Genomic DNA, 15,462 nt, shown 5'->3' with positions numbered 1-15,462 from the left:
ACGCAATCTGTGGCACCTCTTTTCGAGATATGAAACGGGCAGGCGCTGGCGTCTGCCCGTTTCCAGTTGGGGCTGTGGCAGCGCGCTGGGACCGGAAAGGGCGGGCAATCCCGACATGGCTTGCATTCCTCGGGGTTTGACGTTACTACCCGCCGCCATACATGCGCGTGCAGCCCGCTTGGCTAGAATCACACCGGTGGATAGGATCCGGGTTCGGCTGGCATTGCGCCTATAGAAAACACGAAACCAAAGTTAGGTCCTACACCATGGCAAATTCGCCTCAGGCAAAAAAGCGCGCCCGTCAGAACGAGAAACGCTTTGCTGTCAACAAAGCCCGTCGTTCGCGCATCCGTACCTTCCTGCGTAAAGCTGAAGAAGCTATCGCTTCCGGCGACAAAGAAGCAGCAGCAGAAGCTGTGCGCGCTGCTCAGCCCGAACTGATGCGTGGCGTGACCAAAGGCGTCTACCACAAGAACACCGCATCGCGGAAAATCTCCCGTCTGACCGCCCGCGTCAAAGCGCTGGGCTAAAACGGGACGTTCCAGGGGGCCTGCTGATTCCATTGCACCCGCGCTGAGCGCTCCCCCGACAAGCCGTAAAAAACAGAAAGGCGTCGCGTTCAGCGGCGCCTTTTGCATTTTGGTCACAGCGAGTGGGGCCTCGGTGGGCGCAGGGGATTCTTTGTGACCAATCCCTGAGTCAACATCATAGTTTCGTTGCTGCGACCCCCTCCGAATTGCTACCACTGTTACAGCGATTCACTCGCTGGGGGGACAGGCTGCTCAAGGCATCCTTGATGGGACTCAAGGACGCTGATTGCGCTGGTACACAGGCATTTCAATGCTCCGTGCACCACGCTCCTGCTGTGTTTCTGGATCAATCCAGACGGCAGGCCTGTTCCAATTGTGTATGTATTTGGTTCGTCTATTCGACCGTCGCAAATTTGCTCGCCGGTTGATGTAAAAGCGATCCCAATTTTTGCCTTCTGCGAGGCAGTGCTGCTCCGGTTGCGGGTCAGTACACACATCCGCTGTGCGTGAACGTCGTCTGGGCTTTGGGCCAGGCTGGGGATGAAACAAGAGGCCAAATAAGGGCCGATGCTATTGGGACGCGTGAGGCGCAGAATGACGGAAGATAACTGGGGCCGGTTGAGACAGCGTTTGTTGAAAACCGTGGGGCAAAATAACTTTACAACTTGGATCGAACCTCTGGAGTTTACCTGCGTGGAGAATGGCGTTGCCATTTTCAACGTGCCGACAAACTTCATGGGGAATTATGTCAGCCAGAACTTCGCTGACCTGATCCTGCACGAATTGAACATGTCGGGTGAACCGGTACAGCGGCTGGCCTTTAGGGTCGCAGCCAATACAGCTGCACGTCCGACCGCTGTTGACGCCGCAGGTGCTGCTGATGACCTGCCGCTTGATCTGGATGATGAGGCGCTGACCGATCTGCCACGCGCCCGCACTGCCACAGGTCACGCTGCCGCGCCGAAGGATCAGGGCGAGACATTGCAGGCGGCACCGCTGGATCCGCGTTTCACCTTCGATAGCTTTGTTGTGGGCAAGCCCAACGAGCTTGCGCATGCTGCCGCGCGCCGTGTAGCTGAGGGTGGTCCGGTGACCTTTAACCCGCTGGTGCTATATGGGGGCGTGGGTCTGGGTAAAACCCACCTGATGCACGCGATTGCCTGGGAACTGACCGCCCGTAATCCGGAGTTGAATGTGCTCTACCTGTCGGCAGAGCAGTTCATGTATCGCTTCGTGCAGGCGCTGCGCGAACGTAAGATGATGGACTTCAAACACCTGTTCCGTTCGGTCGATGTGCTGATGGTGGACGATGTGCAGTTCATCGCCGGCAAGGACAGCACACAGGAAGAGTTCTTCCACACCTTCAATGCGCTGGTGGACCAGAACAAGCAGATCATCATTTCCGCCGACCGCGCTCCGGGGGAGATCAAGGATCTGGAAGACCGTGTTCGTTCACGTCTGCAATGTGGTCTGGTGGTCGATCTGCACCCGACGGATTATGAACTGCGTCTGGGCATCCTGCAGTCCAAAGTGGCACAGCAGATGCAGACCTACCCGGATCTGCGGATTGCTGATGGCGTGCTGGAATTCCTGGCGCACCGCATTTCAACCAACGTTCGCGTTCTCGAAGGTGCGCTGACACGCCTGTTTGCTTTCGCATCGCTTGTGGGTCGTGAGATCGACATGGAACTGACCCAGGATTGTCTGGCGGATGTTCTGCGCGCGTCTGAGCGTAAGATCACCGTTGAAGAGATCCAGCGCAAGGTGTCCGAGTATTACAACATTCGTATGTCAGATATCATTGGCCCCAAGCGGCTGCGGTCTTATGCGCGTCCGCGTCAGGTGGCTATGTATCTGTGCAAGCAACTGACCAGCCGGAGCCTGCCGGAAATCGGCCGCCGCTTTGGCGGGCGTGACCACACCACCGTGATGCACGGTGTGCGTCGCATCGAAGAGCTGAAGACAATCGACGGCCAGATCGCCGAAGATGTCGAAATGCTGCGCCGCTCTCTGGAGGCCTGACATCTTTCGGCGTTTGCCGCAGATTTTGCGCTGACGCCCCGTCGGCTTGCGTCCCCAAAAGTCCCGCATGACCCCGGCCAGTCCGGGGTCTTTTGCCCTCTGGGCGCAGGAGATCGCGGGATGACGCAAATCGGGTGGCTGCGGGCAAACCATGCCGGAGAGCCACGTTTACCGGGGATAAATCGGGCAAGGGGGCATCCGCCCTTGACGCTGCGGACAATCCCTTGGACAAATCCATAAAAAGCCTTGTGCCGAAGGGGTAAAGCGTTACGTTGCTTCTCCCGGCCAGACGTTAGAGGACTTAGGGACATGAAGATCAGCATCGAACGCGGCACCCTGTTGAAAGCTGTGGCTCAGGCCCAGTCAGTGGTTGAACGCCGCAACACCATTCCGATCCTGGCAAATGTGCTGATTGAGGCCGAAGGGGACATCGTTCAGTTCCGCGCCACCGATCTGGATATCGAGGTGGTCGACAAGGCCCCGGCTCAGGTCGAACGCGCTGGCGCCACCACCGTCGCCGCCACCACGTTGCATGAGATTGTGCGTAAACTGCCGGATGGTGCCCTGGTTACCCTGACTGCAGATGCCGCCAGCGGCCGTCTGACGGTTGAGGCAGGTCGCTCTAACTTCTCGCTGGCCACCCTGCCGCGTGAAGATTTCCCGGTGATGGCCTCATCCGAATATCACTCCAACTTCACCGCCAATGCAGCCGTCCTGCAGCGGTTGTTCGACAAGTCGAAGTTCGCCATTTCCACCGAGGAGACACGCTACTATTTGAACGGTGTCTATATGCACGTCGCTGATGGTGTCGAAGGCGGCAAGGCGCTGCGCTGTGTGGCCACCGATGGCCACCGGCTGGCGCGAATTGATGCCAACCTGCCGATGGGCGCCGAGGATATGCCCGGTGTGATCGTGCCGCGCAAAACCGTCGGCGAGTTGCGTAAGCTGTTGGATGACGATGAGATGGACATTGCTGTTTCGGTTTCGGAGACCAAAGTGCGCTTTGCGACACCGAATATCACGCTGACCTCCAAGGTCATTGATGGCACCTTCCCTGATTACACGCGGGTCATCCCGGCGGGTAATACCCGCCGTCTGGAAGTGGACGCCTCTGAATTTGCCCGCGCTGTGGACCGGGTCGCAACCGTGTCCTCAGAACGCTCTCGTGCGGTGAAACTGCAATTGGATGAGGACCGGCTGATCCTTTCTGTCAACGCGCCTGACAGCGGTGCGGCTGAGGAGGAACTGGCGGTGGCTTATCGTGACGAGCGGCTGGAGATCGGTTTCAACGCAAAATATCTGCTCGAGATCGCCAATCAGGTTGATCGTGAAAACGCGGTGTTCATGTTCAATTCATCCGGTGATCCAACCCTGATGCGGGAAGGCAGTGACGAAAGCGCGGTTTATGTCGTCATGCCCATGCGGGTGTGATCTGCTGGGCGGCGCGGTTGCCCCTCTTGGCGGTTGAGCTGTCCGCCGGGCGGGGGAATTTGAGTATTTTTGGAAAGATGACACTGGATCCCGCCTCATGCTGGCGTTGACCACGCTGACATTGTCGCATTTCCGCTCGCATTTGCGGGCGGATTTGCATTTGGATGGGCGTCCTGTCGCCATCCATGGCGCCAATGGTGCGGGTAAGACCAATATTCTTGAGGCGGTCTCGCTGTTTTCACCAGGGCGCGGTCTGCGTCGTGCCAGCGCTGCTGATATGGCGCGCCGCCCCGAGGCTCTTGGTTGGAAGCTGAAGGGACAGCTGACCGTCGCGCGGCAAAGCTATGAAGTGGAAACCTGGTCGGAAGCGGGCAAGGCACGGCAGGTCAAGATCGACAACAAAGCCGCCAGCCAGATTGATCTGGGGCAGATTTGCCGCGTGGTCTGGTTGATCCCTGCGATGGATCGACTGTGGATTGAAGCGGCCGAGGGGCGGCGGCGGTTTCTCGACCGCATCGTGTTGAGTTTTGATCCCGGTCATGCCGAAGCGACATTGCTCTATGAGAAGGCCATGCGGGAGCGCAATCGCCTGCTGAAGGAACAGATTCGCGATGCTGGTTGGTACCGGGTGCTGGAAACGCAGATGGCTGAAAGCGGCCATCGCATCCACGCGGCGCGCACTGCTGCGGTGGATCGCCTGCGCATGGCGCAGGAGGCTGCCGAAACGGCCTTTCCCGCTGCTGAGCTGGAACTGATCCAATCCGACGGCGGGCTTCCGGACACTGCAGCAGATCTACAGGAAGCCTTTGAGGAGGGCCGGTTTCGTGATTTGGCGGCTGGGCGTACCCTGCTGGGTCCGCATCGTACAGATCTGCTGGGCACCTATGCGGCCAAAGGTGTGTCCGCGCGCGATTGTTCCACCGGTGAACAGAAGGCGCTATTGGTTTCGCTGATCCTGGCCAATGCGCGAGCGTTGATCGCAGAAGGCGGCGCGCCGCCGATTCTGCTGCTGGACGAAGTTTCGGCGCATCTGGATGTGATCCGCAGAGCTGCGCTCTACCAGGAGATTGTGACGCTGGGGGCGCAGGCCTGGATGACGGGCACCGGCCCCGAACTGTTCGATGAATTTGAAGGCAGGGCGCAGATGTTCACCGTTGAGGACGGGGCCACAGGTTCCGAGGTGGTGGCGGGATGAGCGTGTCTGTCTGGGATCTGACCCTTTATGCAGGTGGGCTGTTTGTGTTGTTCCTGACGCCGGGGCCAGTCTGGCTTGCGGTGATGGCGCGGGCGATGTCGGGTGGCTTTCCTGCGGCATGGCCGCTGGCCTTGGGCGTGGCTTGTGGCGATATCCTCTGGCCGCTGGTTGCAGTGGGGGGCGTGTCCTGGATCGTATCGGAGATCGCCGGCCTGATGGAGGTGCTGCGCTGGGTCGCCAGCGCGATGTTCCTGTTCATGGGTGGCATGTTGCTGCGTCACGCCGATGCCCGGATTGAGGCCAATAGCGCGCTGACCCGTCCGGGACTATGGGCCGGGTTTGTCGCCGGTATCGCGGTCATTCTGGGCAATCCGAAGGCGATTCTGTTCTACATGGGGGTACTACCGGGTTTTTTTGATCTGACGGCTGTCACCCATCTCGATATCTTCGCTATTGTGGTGTTGTCCTTCTTGGTGCCTCTGGTGGGGAATCTGTGCATGGCCGGTCTGGTCCACCGGGTGCGCTGGCACATCACGTCCCCGGCCACATTGCGCCGGATCAATATCGTGTCGGGGTGTTTGCTGATCGGGGTTGGGTGTCTGATCCCCTTCGTTTGAGGTCTGCACTGGTCCTATGCCCCAGACGATAGTACCAGCCACGGGCTGAGATACGTCAGAAGATCCTCGCGGAAGCTGCCGGAGGTATCATGTGCAGCGCAGAATGACAGGGCCAATATATGGTTCAGGAATGCCTGAATGCCCTCGGCCAGCACGTCCGCCGGCTGATCCTGACGCAGCGTGCCGGTGTTCTGCAGCTGTGTGACCCAACCGGACCAGAGAGAGATCTGGCGGAAAAAGCTCTGTGTGATGACCACATCAGTTTCGGTACCTGTGGTGCCTGAATAGCGCAGCAACAGATCGAAAATCACCCGATCCTGCGCCACGAACTGCACTACGGGCAGCAGTCGATCAATCAGCTCATCCAGTGTCTGAGGTGCGGGCAAGGCCTCGGTATCATCCAAAATCGCCATGATGCGGGGACCGATCACCGCAGCAAGAAGGCCGTTTTTATCGCCAAAATGCGAAAACAACGTGCCCTTTGCCACGCCGGCTTCTGCAACCACATCTTCCACTCTCAAACCGCTGTAGCCGGATGCGGCGATCTGCGCGGCAGCCACTTCCAGAAGGCGGGCACGGGTTTCCAGTCGACGTTGCTGAGGAGCGCGGGACATGATGACCTCTCACATATGTGACCGTGGTCAATTTAATTATTGACCACGGTCATTTTCTAAATAAATTGACCTCAGTCAGTTTTAAGATTCGGAGGTCCCCATGTCCACGCGAAAAATCATCATCCTCAATGGTCACCCAGCACCCAGCTCGCTGTCCCAGTCGCTTTGCCAAACGTATCAAACAGCAGCCGAGGCGGGGGGGCATCAGGTGCGCTACCATGATCTGTCGACCATGCAATTTGATATCGACTACGGGCAGGCAGGGTATCAGAACGTAAAACCGCTGGAGCCGGATCTTGCGGATTTTCTAACCGATCTGGAGTGGGCTGATCACGTTGTGATGGCAACGCCCATGTGGTGGGGCGCGATACCGGCCAAGCTGAAAGGTGTCTTTGATCGCGCGCTCTTGCCGGGCCGCGCATTTGACACGCGGACCACCAATGTCATGGGGTTGCCCGCGCCGATGCTCACCGGAAAGACGGCACGAGTACTGCTGACTTCTGACACGCCCGCGCTCTGGCTGCGGCTGATCTACGGCAATGCGATCAAGCGGATTATCAGCAGCCAGATCCTGGGATTTGTCGGGATAAAACCGACGCGATTCTCGTCTTTTGCACCGGCGACAGATGCTGCGGAGAAGACTGTCCTTTCCTGGCAGCGCAAGGTTGCTGACCTGGGGGCGAGAGCGGCCTGATTCCACCAAGAAAAAAAGGGGCTTGCGCGTGACATTCCCGGCCAGACTTCGTATAAAATCCTGAAGCAAAGACAGGAAGATGTGAATGTCCGGAAACGAGCAGGCCCCCGCAGAATATGGCGCGGATTCCATCAAAGTTCTCAAAGGCTTGGAGGCGGTTCGCAAACGCCCTGGCATGTATATCGGGGACACCGACGATGGGTCGGGGCTGCACCATATGGTGTATGAGGTTGTCGACAATGGCATCGACGAGGCCCTGGCCGGTCACGCGGACCGGGTGGTCGTGAAAATTCACGCTGATTCCAGCGTCTCGGTGAACGACAACGGACGCGGGATTCCGGTTGGAATTCATGAAGAAGAAGGTGTCTCAGCAGCTGAGGTCATCATGACCCAGCTGCATGCGGGCGGTAAGTTTGATAGCAACTCTTACAAGGTTTCCGGTGGTCTGCACGGCGTGGGTGTGTCCGTTGTGAATGCGCTGTCAGATTGGCTGGAACTGCGCATCTGGCGTGATGGCAAGGAGCATGTCGCGCGATTTGAACGTGGCGATACGGCCGAACACCTGAAGGTTGTTGGCGACTGTGGCGATCAGACCGGCACCGAAGTGCGCTTTCTCGCGTCAACCGATACGTTCTCCAACCTCGAATATTTATTCGAGACGCTGGAAAAGCGCCTGCGTGAGCTGGCGTTCCTGAACTCAGGCGTGCGGATTATCCTGATTGACGAGCGCCCGGCCGAACGGCTGGAGGTGGAGCTGTTCTACGAAGGCGGCGTCAAGGAATTCGTCAAATATCTTGATCGGTCGAAGTCGCCCGTGATGGAGGCGCCGATCTATATCACCGGTGACAGGGATGAGATCGGGGTTGAGGTGGCGATGTGGTGGAACGACAGCTATCATGAAACCGTGCTGCCCTTTACCAATAATATCCCGCAGCGGGATGGTGGCACCCATGTTGCTGGCTTTCGTGGTGCGCTGACCCGTACCATCAACAATTATGCGCAATCTTCCGGCATCGCCAAGAAGGAGAAGGTTTCCTTTACCGGGGATGACGCCCGTGAGGGGCTGACCTGCGTATTGTCGGTCAAGGTGCCTGATCCGAAATTCTCCAGCCAAACCAAGGACAAACTGGTCTCCTCCGAGGTGCGACCGGTGGTCGAAAGCCTGGTCAACGAAAAGCTGGCAGAATGGTTTGAGGAAAACCCAAACCAGGCCAAGCAGATCGTCGGCAAGATTATCGAAGCCGCTCTCGCGCGGGAGGCTGCCCGCAAGGCGCGCGAGCTGACCCGCCGCAAGACGGCGATGGATGTGAACTATCTGGCAGGCAAACTGAAAGACTGCTCGGAGAAAGATCCATCCAAGACCGAAGTCTTCCTGGTGGAGGGGGACTCCGCCGGCGGATCCGCCCAGACGGGCCGCGACCGGATGACCCAAGCGATCCTGCCTCTGCGTGGTAAGATTCTGAACGTGGAGCGTGCGCGGTTTGACCGGATGCTCGGCAGTCAGGAAATCGGCAACCTAGTGATGGCACTTGGCACCGGCATTGGTCGGGATGAGTTCAACATCGATAAGCTGCGCTACCACAAGATTGTCATCATGACTGATGCTGACGTCGACGGCGCGCATATCCGAACCCTCTTGCTCACGTTCTTCTATCGCCAGATGCCGGAGCTGATCGAAGGCGGGTATCTCTATATCGCACAGCCGCCCCTGTATAAGGTGTCGCGCGGCAAATCGGAGGTTTACCTCAAGGATCAGGCCGCTCTTGATGAATATCTGATCAACCAGGGCGTTGACGGAGCGGTGCTGAAACTGGGCAGCGGCGAGGAGCTGGTCGGCCAGGATCTTGCCCGTGTTGTTGATGAGGCGCGTCAGCTCAAGCGTGTTCTGGACGCCTTCCCCACCCATTACCCGCGCCATATTCTGGAGCAGGCCGCAGTAGCGGGTGCCTTTGTGCCCGGCGCCGTCGATGCCGATCTGCAGGGCGTTGCTGATAAGGTGGCGCAGCGTCTGGATCTGATTGCGTTGGAATATGAACGCGGTTGGCGTGGGCGCATCACTCAGGATCACGGCATTCGCCTGTCGCGGATCCTGCGTGGGGTGGAGGAGCTGCGCACCTTGGACGGTCCGATGCTGCGCTCCGGAGAGGCCCGGAAAACTGGCAGCTTTACCAACAGCTTACAGGAAACCTATGGGGCTACCGCAACCTTGGTGCGGCGCGACCGCAGCCAGGCGATTCACGGCCCTCTTGGCCTGTTGAAAGCCATCCTCGAAGAGGGTGAAAAAGGTCTGGCGCTCCAGCGTTACAAAGGTCTGGGCGAGATGAACCCCGACCAGCTGTGGGAGACCACGCTGGACCCTGATGCGCGTACCCTTTTGCAGGTCCGTGTTGAAGACATGGTCGAGGCGGATGATTTGTTCACCAAACTGATGGGCGATGTTGTCGAGCCTCGCCGTGAGTTCATCCAGAAAAACGCACTGAGCGTCGAGAACCTGGATTTCTGATAGCATGTGGGCGTCCCCAGAGCACTGCGGATGCTCCATAGTTTTGCGGGTTGGGTGGTTGGTTTTGAACGGGCGGCTCGGCGTTGGCGTGTCTTCATCGCATCGGCCATACTGCCTCGCAGGCGGGCCCGTTCAAATCGAAAAGTGGCTACAGGGAAGCCAGCCGACATCTACCTGCTGGCATATCGCCCGCCGTTCTTCATGGGAAGCAAGCTCGGCGTGAAGCTGGAACGGCGCTTGAGGAAAACAAAGAACTCGCCCACTGGCGTCTAAGAGAGCTCAATCGGCCAGCATTCGCTCGCTGCTTGCGACAAGGGGCGCTATGACAAGATCGTCGTGGACTCGAAATGATTGCTCTCCGATTTCGATCCGATCAGCCCTAGGCACATCAAACCAGGTATCTGCATCAAGGTCTGACATAGTTGCATCGTCCCGAAAGCCGTTGAAGAGAATACTGTAAGCGTTGCTCTGCGGGTCAAGGACACGGTGTGGCCACCATTGATGGCCTATGCTCTTAGACGAAATATGCCAAACACACCCAGACTTTCTGTAGGCGGCGAGAATGCAGGGTCCCTTCACCATCTCAACGAGCCGATAGGCCATGGCGGTCTTGCTGGTATTGAAGGTTCTGGCGAGCTGTCGAACAGCATGCATGTTGAACTTTCTGTAGTCCCGGAGGATCAGCTTGAGCATGACTTCAGTCATCAAGAGCTCCGCAGCGAATTGGGTGGCGGCCCTTTCTCGTGAAACCCCGTTCCTTCGGCCGCCAGAACCGCCGATGTCCTCCTTGCTGCAAACCAGCAGCTGACCTCTGTGTTGCTCCCAGTGACCGATTTCGTGCGCCAGGGAGAACCGTTGCCGAAGACGGTTTGCGCGTTTATCGATTGAGATGATCGCGCGGCCGAGCGTTGCGTCGGCCAAGAGGTAGCCCGCAAGCCCGGTCTCGAGGTGTCGTCAATCTGCGAAGCAGCGCTCGAGCAAGCAATTGCAGCAGCGTAAGAATGAACTGAAGATCACTTCGAAGCCATAGTAGAAGGGCGCAGATGGTTTCAGGAACATGGGGCACCTCTTGCAGGTTTCTCAGTACTGCGAACTCACTGATCCCTCTATTCCTGATTTTCGTTTGCAGTGATCTTCCGCTTGGCGGAGAACTTCGCCTGGTGGCGTCTCAGTAATTGTTCTCAGCCGATCTACTGAAGTTCTGTCGGCCAACCCCACGTCGGGCAGGTTTGGCGCACCTTAAACGTTTAGAGCAGGTTTTTGTGCTCCAATGACTTGCGGCAAGCCGCGTTTACATTGGAAGGAGGGCGGGGTTTGGCTCAACACCTGATACGAGCCAGACCGAGATGCAGACTGAGGCTGCTACAAAGGCACAGAATGCCCAGAAAAGCAGTTTGGCAACCGTGGGGTTGAGGGGAGACAGTCTTAACTTCAGCGGTGGTCTTTGTTCCATACCTGCTTCACCTCGCGCGTGCCTTCGGCTTGTCGGAAGAGGAGGCCGTCGATCCGGTGTGAACCACGATCCCGCCTACAGTGATGAAAGCAATCGCGACGAAGACTTCCCAGCCTGGCTGGCCCAACCCGAGCGTGAGCATGAGCATGGTGGAGAATACCGGAGCTGAGTATCCCAGGACACCAAGCAGAGCAGCGTGACCTTGGCGCATTCCCAGATCCCAGAGAAAGAACGCACCTCCGGCAGGGCCCAAACCCAGCGCGGCGATGACCCAAACATTCGAGGCGGTCAGCGCCGGCAGGTTCGCACCCTTTGTCATCCACCAAAGCCCGCAAATCAGAGACGACGCAAAGCAGATTGTCGTCATGGCAGAGATAGCGTCTGACGGATCATGACGGCGCAGGTTTGAGAACAGCGCCCAGAGAATTGCTCCAACAAAGGCAAGACCGTAGCCGAATATCTCAGATAGCTTGAGTGCAAATCCATCGTTGCCGATCAGGATTAACACCCCGGCAAAACCAAGCGCGGCTCCAAGGTAACCCGGGAACCCGCTGCGCAGCTGGAAGAACAAATTGCCAAGAATGATCAGGCAAGCAGGCCAGAGGTAATTGATCAGCGACACCGGGATCGGCGCCGCATGATGGAAGGCTTCCAGATATGACAAGTGGTAAGCTGTCAAAAGCCCGGCAAACAGGATGGTGCGCCGGTCCAGCAGACGCACTGGCTTCCGGCCTGTTGCGGCACAAATTGCAAGCCCCATGCCCGCAGCGATCGCAAAGCAGAACGTCAGGACCAGATAGGGCGGCAGGGAGGCTGAAAAGGCTCCAAGAACCCCCAATGTGCCCCAGGACAGAATGGCCAAAGCGCCCAATCCTGTGTGCCGGGCTGACATCAGAAGACTTCGCTTCCCAGAACCGCATCATGCGAGGATTGCAGCAGGATAGTCTCGCCAGCCTCGTTCGGGACTCCCATGACCAGGACTTCAGATTTGAAACCGGCAATGTTGCGTGGCGGCATGTTCACCACGCAAACGACGTGCCGCCCAAGCAGCTCTTCCTCGGAGTAGTTCTTGATCTGAGCGCTGGACCAGCGCTGACCTAGCGCACCAAAATCAACGCAGACCTTATAGGAGGGGTTGCGCGCGCGGGTGAAATCCTTGACCTCGACGATCTTGCCCAGGCGCATTTCCACCTTGGCGAAGTCATCATAGACGATCTCTGCTTTGTTCATGTCATTGTTCCTTACGACAGTGCGGCCAGAATGGCGGCTTCCGACCCTGCAGTATCGGCGGTACCGCCGAGGTCGCGGGTTTTAGTGTCGGCGCGCTCCAGCGAGGTTTCGATTGCGCGTTCGATTTCTGCGGCAGCCCCGGGCTCGCCCAGATGCTCCAGCATCATGGCAGCGGTCCAGACAGCAGCAACCGGGTTGGCGACGCCTTTGCCTGCGATATCAGGCGCCGAGCCATGGACCGGTTCAAACATTGAGGGGTACTTGCCCTCCGGGTTGATGTTGGCCGAGGGCGCGATACCGATTGAGCCAGCGACAGCCGGACCCAGGTCGGACAGGATGTCGCCAAAGAGGTTCGAGGCCACAACCACGTCGAACCAATCCGGATGCAGGACAAAATTCGCGGTCATGATGTCGATATGGAACTGGGCCGTACCGATCCCCGGATGACGCTCGGCGGCGGCGGCAAAACGCTCGTCCCAGAACGGCATTGTATGAATGATGCCGTTGGATTTGGTGGCCGAAGACACATGTTTGCGCTTGCGGGTTTTGGCCACGTTGAACGCATAATCCATGATCCGGTCCGTGCCGCGCCGCGTCAGGATGCTTTCCTGAATGGCGGCCTCGTGTTCCGTGCCTTGATAGACGCGCCCGCCGATCTCGGAGTATTCCCCTTCGACGTTTTCGCGTACGATTATCATGTCGATGTCATCCGCACCACGTCCTGCCAGGGGCGAGTTAATGCCCTTCAACAGGCGCACGGGGCGGACATTGGCATATTGATCCAATTCGCGGCGCAGCGGGATCAGCAGACCCCAAAGCGACACGTGATCCGGAACACCGGGGAAGCCGACAGCCCCCAGATAGATGCTGTCAAACGCCTTCATCTGCTCGATGCCATCTTCGGGCATCATACGGCCCGTGTCGTGATAGCGTTCGCAGGACCAGTCAAATTCGGTCCAGTCCACAGTGAAGTTGTGCTTTTGCGCCACAAGGTCAATGACGCGCTGACCGACCGGCAGAACCTCTTTGCCGATCCCGTCTCCGGGGATGGCTGCGATACGATATGTTTTTGTCATAGCCGGGATTCCTTACGCGATGCCGCCGATATGCAGGGTTTTGACTTCCAGGTATTCATCGATACCCTGACGCGCACCTTCACGGCCCAGACCGCTTTCCTTGATGCCGCCGAAGGGCGCGACCTCAGTGGCGAAGCCGCCCACATTGATACCGATCATGCCGGTTTCCAGCTCTTCGCTGACACGGAATGTACGGGTCAGATCGTTGGTGTAGAAATAGGCTGCCAGCCCGTAAGGCGTGGCATTGGCTGCGGCCAGCGCTTCTTCCTCGGTGTCGAACTTGAAGAGCGGCGCGACGGGGCCAAAGGTCTCTTCGTCCGCCACGATCATATCGGTGGTCACACCTGTGACAACCGCCGGGCTGATGAAGCGCTTGCTGCTGTCATCCTGGGTGCCGCCAACAATGACGGTTCCACCCTTGGCAGTGGCATCGTCCAGATGTGATTTGATCTTGGCAATGGCAGCGTCGTTGATCATGGGACCAATTTCCACACCGTCCTCAAACCCGTCGCCCAACTTCATGTTTCCAACAACGGCTGCCAGCTTCTCAGCGAAGGCGTCGTAAACACCGGCCTGAACAAAGATGCGGTTGGCGCAGACGCAAGTTTGCCCCGCATTGCGGAATTTCGAGGCCATGACACCTTCGACAGCTAGATCCAGATCGGCATCGTCGAAGATAATGAAAGGAGCGTTGCCGCCCAGCTCCAGGCTGAGGCGTTTCATGGTGCCCGCGCATTGCTCCATGAGCAGTTTGCCTACACGGGTGGAGCCGGTGAAAGACAGCTTGCGCACCGCAGGGCTGCCGGTCAGTGCTCCACCGACACCTGCAGGGTCCCCTGTGACGATGTTGACCGCCCCGGACGGAAAGCCCGCGCGTTCCGCCAGCACGCCGAGTGCGAGGGCAGTGAATGGCGTGAACTCCGAAGGTTTGATGACCACCGGGCAGCCTGCAGCCAGCGCCGGAGCGATTTTCCGGGTGATCATCGCCGCCGGGAAATTCCAGGGTGTGATGATGGCGCAGACGCCGACGGGCTGTTTCTGCACAATGATGCGGCGGTCCTGAACCGGGCTGGGGATGGTTTCGCCATAGACGCGCTTGCCCTCTTCGGCGAACCATTTCACGAAAGACGCGGCATAGGCGATTTCGCCTTTGGCTTCCGCGAAAGGTTTGCCCTGCTCCAGGGTCATGAGCGTAGCCAGGTCATCCTGAGATTCCATGATCAGGTCGAACCACTTCTCCAGCAGCGCGCCACGATGTGCTGCAGTGGTTTTGCGGAAGGTCGCAAAGCAAGCCTCGGCGGCGGCAATTGCGCGACCCGTTTCGTCGGAACCGCAGTTCGGCACAGTGCCGACAACAGAAAGTGTTGAGGGGTTGTCAACTTCGATCGTCGCGCGGTTGTCGGCGTTGATCCATTCGCCCGCGACCAGGTTTTGCTGACGAAACAGAGAGATATCTTGAAGGTTCATAATTTCCAACTCCAGCAGTTAGGAAAATCCTATCGGGTTTGCGCGAGGGGAAATCTTGAATTTTCCGGTCCGGTAGCATCCTGTGCCGCAATTGGCCCGGTTTTAACATTTTGTGCCGCAGCTTAGTTGCGGTCGACCAGATCCTGGATCGGTACACTGTGCTTTTCTACAACCGGCTTAATCACGATGTATGAGAAGTACTTATCGATGCCGAGGTTCCGCTCCAGAAGATCCTCCATGATCTCCTGATACTGTGACACACCGCGCGCGACAAACTTCAACAGGTAGTCATATCCGCCACTCAGCAAGTAGCAATCCACTACGTTGTCATGCTTGCGGATTTCGTTCTCGAACCGCACGAAGTCCTTGCGGCGGTGGTCTGCAAGTGTGACTTCGGTGAAAACCGTTACGTGCTCAGCCAGTTTCTTGAGGTTGATAACGGCCCGGTAATTCTGGATGTAGCCCGCTTTCTCAAGCCGCTTTACCCTTTGCAGGCAGGGGCTGGGAGACAAGCCCACAGCCTCTGCCAAATTCACATTGGTAATGTTGCCCTGCGTCTGCAGAGTGGAAAGAATATTGATGTCGATCCGGTCGAGTTTCGGCGTCCCCACCATATTCTTTCCTCCCGTT

Annotated in this window: 14 protein-coding genes; 7 read left to right on the top strand and 7 right to left on the bottom strand. The window is 58.0% G+C overall.

Annotated elements, in window-relative coordinates:
- The first annotated feature begins 266 nt into the window (after positions 1–266).
- From rpsT to J4721_RS08470, 5 genes are all read left to right on the top strand, one after another.
- Positions 267–530 (top strand): 30S ribosomal protein S20, encoded by a 264-nt coding sequence (gene rpsT, locus J4721_RS08490; protein WP_014876530.1) that lies wholly within the window; start codon positions 267–269, stop codon positions 528–530.
- Positions 531–1,124: 594 nt separating this feature from the next.
- A complete protein-coding gene (gene dnaA / locus J4721_RS08485) occupies positions 1,125–2,552 on the top strand; it encodes a chromosomal replication initiator protein DnaA (RefSeq protein WP_014873159.1) in 1,428 nt (475 codons plus the stop codon).
- Positions 2,553–2,861: 309 nt separating this feature from the next.
- Positions 2,862–3,983: a DNA polymerase III subunit beta gene (dnaN, locus tag J4721_RS08480; RefSeq protein WP_014873160.1), complete on the top strand. Its 1,122-nt coding sequence runs from the start codon at positions 2,862–2,864 to the stop codon at positions 3,981–3,983.
- Between the two features lie 97 nt (positions 3,984–4,080).
- The gene (recF, locus tag J4721_RS08475) at positions 4,081–5,178 is read left to right on the top strand and encodes a DNA replication/repair protein RecF (RefSeq protein ID WP_102882822.1); all 1,098 of its coding nucleotides are present in this window, start codon (positions 4,081–4,083) and stop codon (positions 5,176–5,178) included.
- On the top strand, positions 5,175–5,795 hold the full coding sequence (locus tag J4721_RS08470) for a LysE family translocator (RefSeq protein ID WP_211002618.1): 621 nt from the start codon (positions 5,175–5,177) through the stop codon (positions 5,793–5,795). Before recF ends, J4721_RS08470 begins: the two co-directional genes overlap by 4 nt.
- A 14-nt stretch (positions 5,796–5,809) precedes the next feature.
- Here the strand turns inward: J4721_RS08470 and J4721_RS08465 are convergent, their stop codons facing one another.
- On the bottom strand, positions 5,810–6,409 hold the full coding sequence (locus J4721_RS08465) for a TetR/AcrR family transcriptional regulator (protein WP_211002619.1): 600 nt from the start codon (positions 6,407–6,409) through the stop codon (positions 5,810–5,812).
- Between the two features lie 100 nt (positions 6,410–6,509).
- Here J4721_RS08465 and J4721_RS08460 point away from each other — a divergent pair, with 100 nt between their 5' ends.
- Entirely contained in the window at positions 6,510–7,103 is a 594-nt protein-coding gene (locus tag J4721_RS08460) for an NAD(P)H-dependent oxidoreductase (RefSeq protein WP_102873398.1), read from the top strand.
- 85 nt (positions 7,104–7,188) lie between these two features.
- The gene (gene gyrB / locus J4721_RS08455; RefSeq protein ID WP_014873165.1) at positions 7,189–9,606 is read left to right on the top strand and encodes a DNA topoisomerase (ATP-hydrolyzing) subunit B; all 2,418 of its coding nucleotides are present in this window, start codon (positions 7,189–7,191) and stop codon (positions 9,604–9,606) included.
- Between the two features lie 279 nt (positions 9,607–9,885).
- Here the strand turns inward: gyrB and J4721_RS08450 are convergent, their stop codons facing one another.
- The 6 genes from J4721_RS08450 to J4721_RS08425 all read right to left on the bottom strand — a co-directional run bounded on the left by J4721_RS08450 (position 9,886) and on the right by J4721_RS08425 (position 15,446).
- A complete protein-coding gene (locus tag J4721_RS08450; RefSeq protein ID WP_211002620.1) occupies positions 9,886–10,527 on the bottom strand; it encodes an ImmA/IrrE family metallo-endopeptidase in 642 nt (213 codons plus the stop codon).
- Between the two features lie 539 nt (positions 10,528–11,066).
- On the bottom strand, positions 11,067–11,951 hold the full coding sequence (locus J4721_RS08445; RefSeq protein WP_211002621.1) for a DMT family transporter: 885 nt from the start codon (positions 11,949–11,951) through the stop codon (positions 11,067–11,069).
- Positions 11,951–12,289: a tRNA-binding protein gene (locus J4721_RS08440; RefSeq protein WP_211002622.1), complete on the bottom strand. Its 339-nt coding sequence runs from the start codon at positions 12,287–12,289 to the stop codon at positions 11,951–11,953. The genes J4721_RS08445 and J4721_RS08440 overlap by 1 nt, the downstream gene beginning before the upstream one ends.
- 11 nt (positions 12,290–12,300) lie before the next feature.
- Complete coding sequence (locus J4721_RS08435; protein WP_102873401.1) at positions 12,301–13,365, bottom strand: tartrate dehydrogenase; 1,065 nt, start codon at positions 13,363–13,365, stop codon at positions 12,301–12,303.
- 12 nt (positions 13,366–13,377) lie between these two features.
- Complete coding sequence (locus tag J4721_RS08430; RefSeq protein WP_211002623.1) at positions 13,378–14,832, bottom strand: NAD-dependent succinate-semialdehyde dehydrogenase; 1,455 nt, start codon at positions 14,830–14,832, stop codon at positions 13,378–13,380.
- Between the two features lie 122 nt (positions 14,833–14,954).
- Positions 14,955–15,446: an Lrp/AsnC family transcriptional regulator gene (locus J4721_RS08425; protein ID WP_102873403.1), complete on the bottom strand. Its 492-nt coding sequence runs from the start codon at positions 15,444–15,446 to the stop codon at positions 14,955–14,957.
- Between the last annotated feature and the right edge of the window lie 16 nt (positions 15,447–15,462).

The organism is Phaeobacter sp. HS011, from assembly GCF_018101215.1.
In the GTDB taxonomy this organism is placed as follows: domain Bacteria; phylum Pseudomonadota; class Alphaproteobacteria; order Rhodobacterales; family Rhodobacteraceae; genus Phaeobacter; species Phaeobacter inhibens.
Note: the sequence above shows the minus strand (reverse complement) of the source record. Positions and strands in the feature narration are given on the sequence as shown.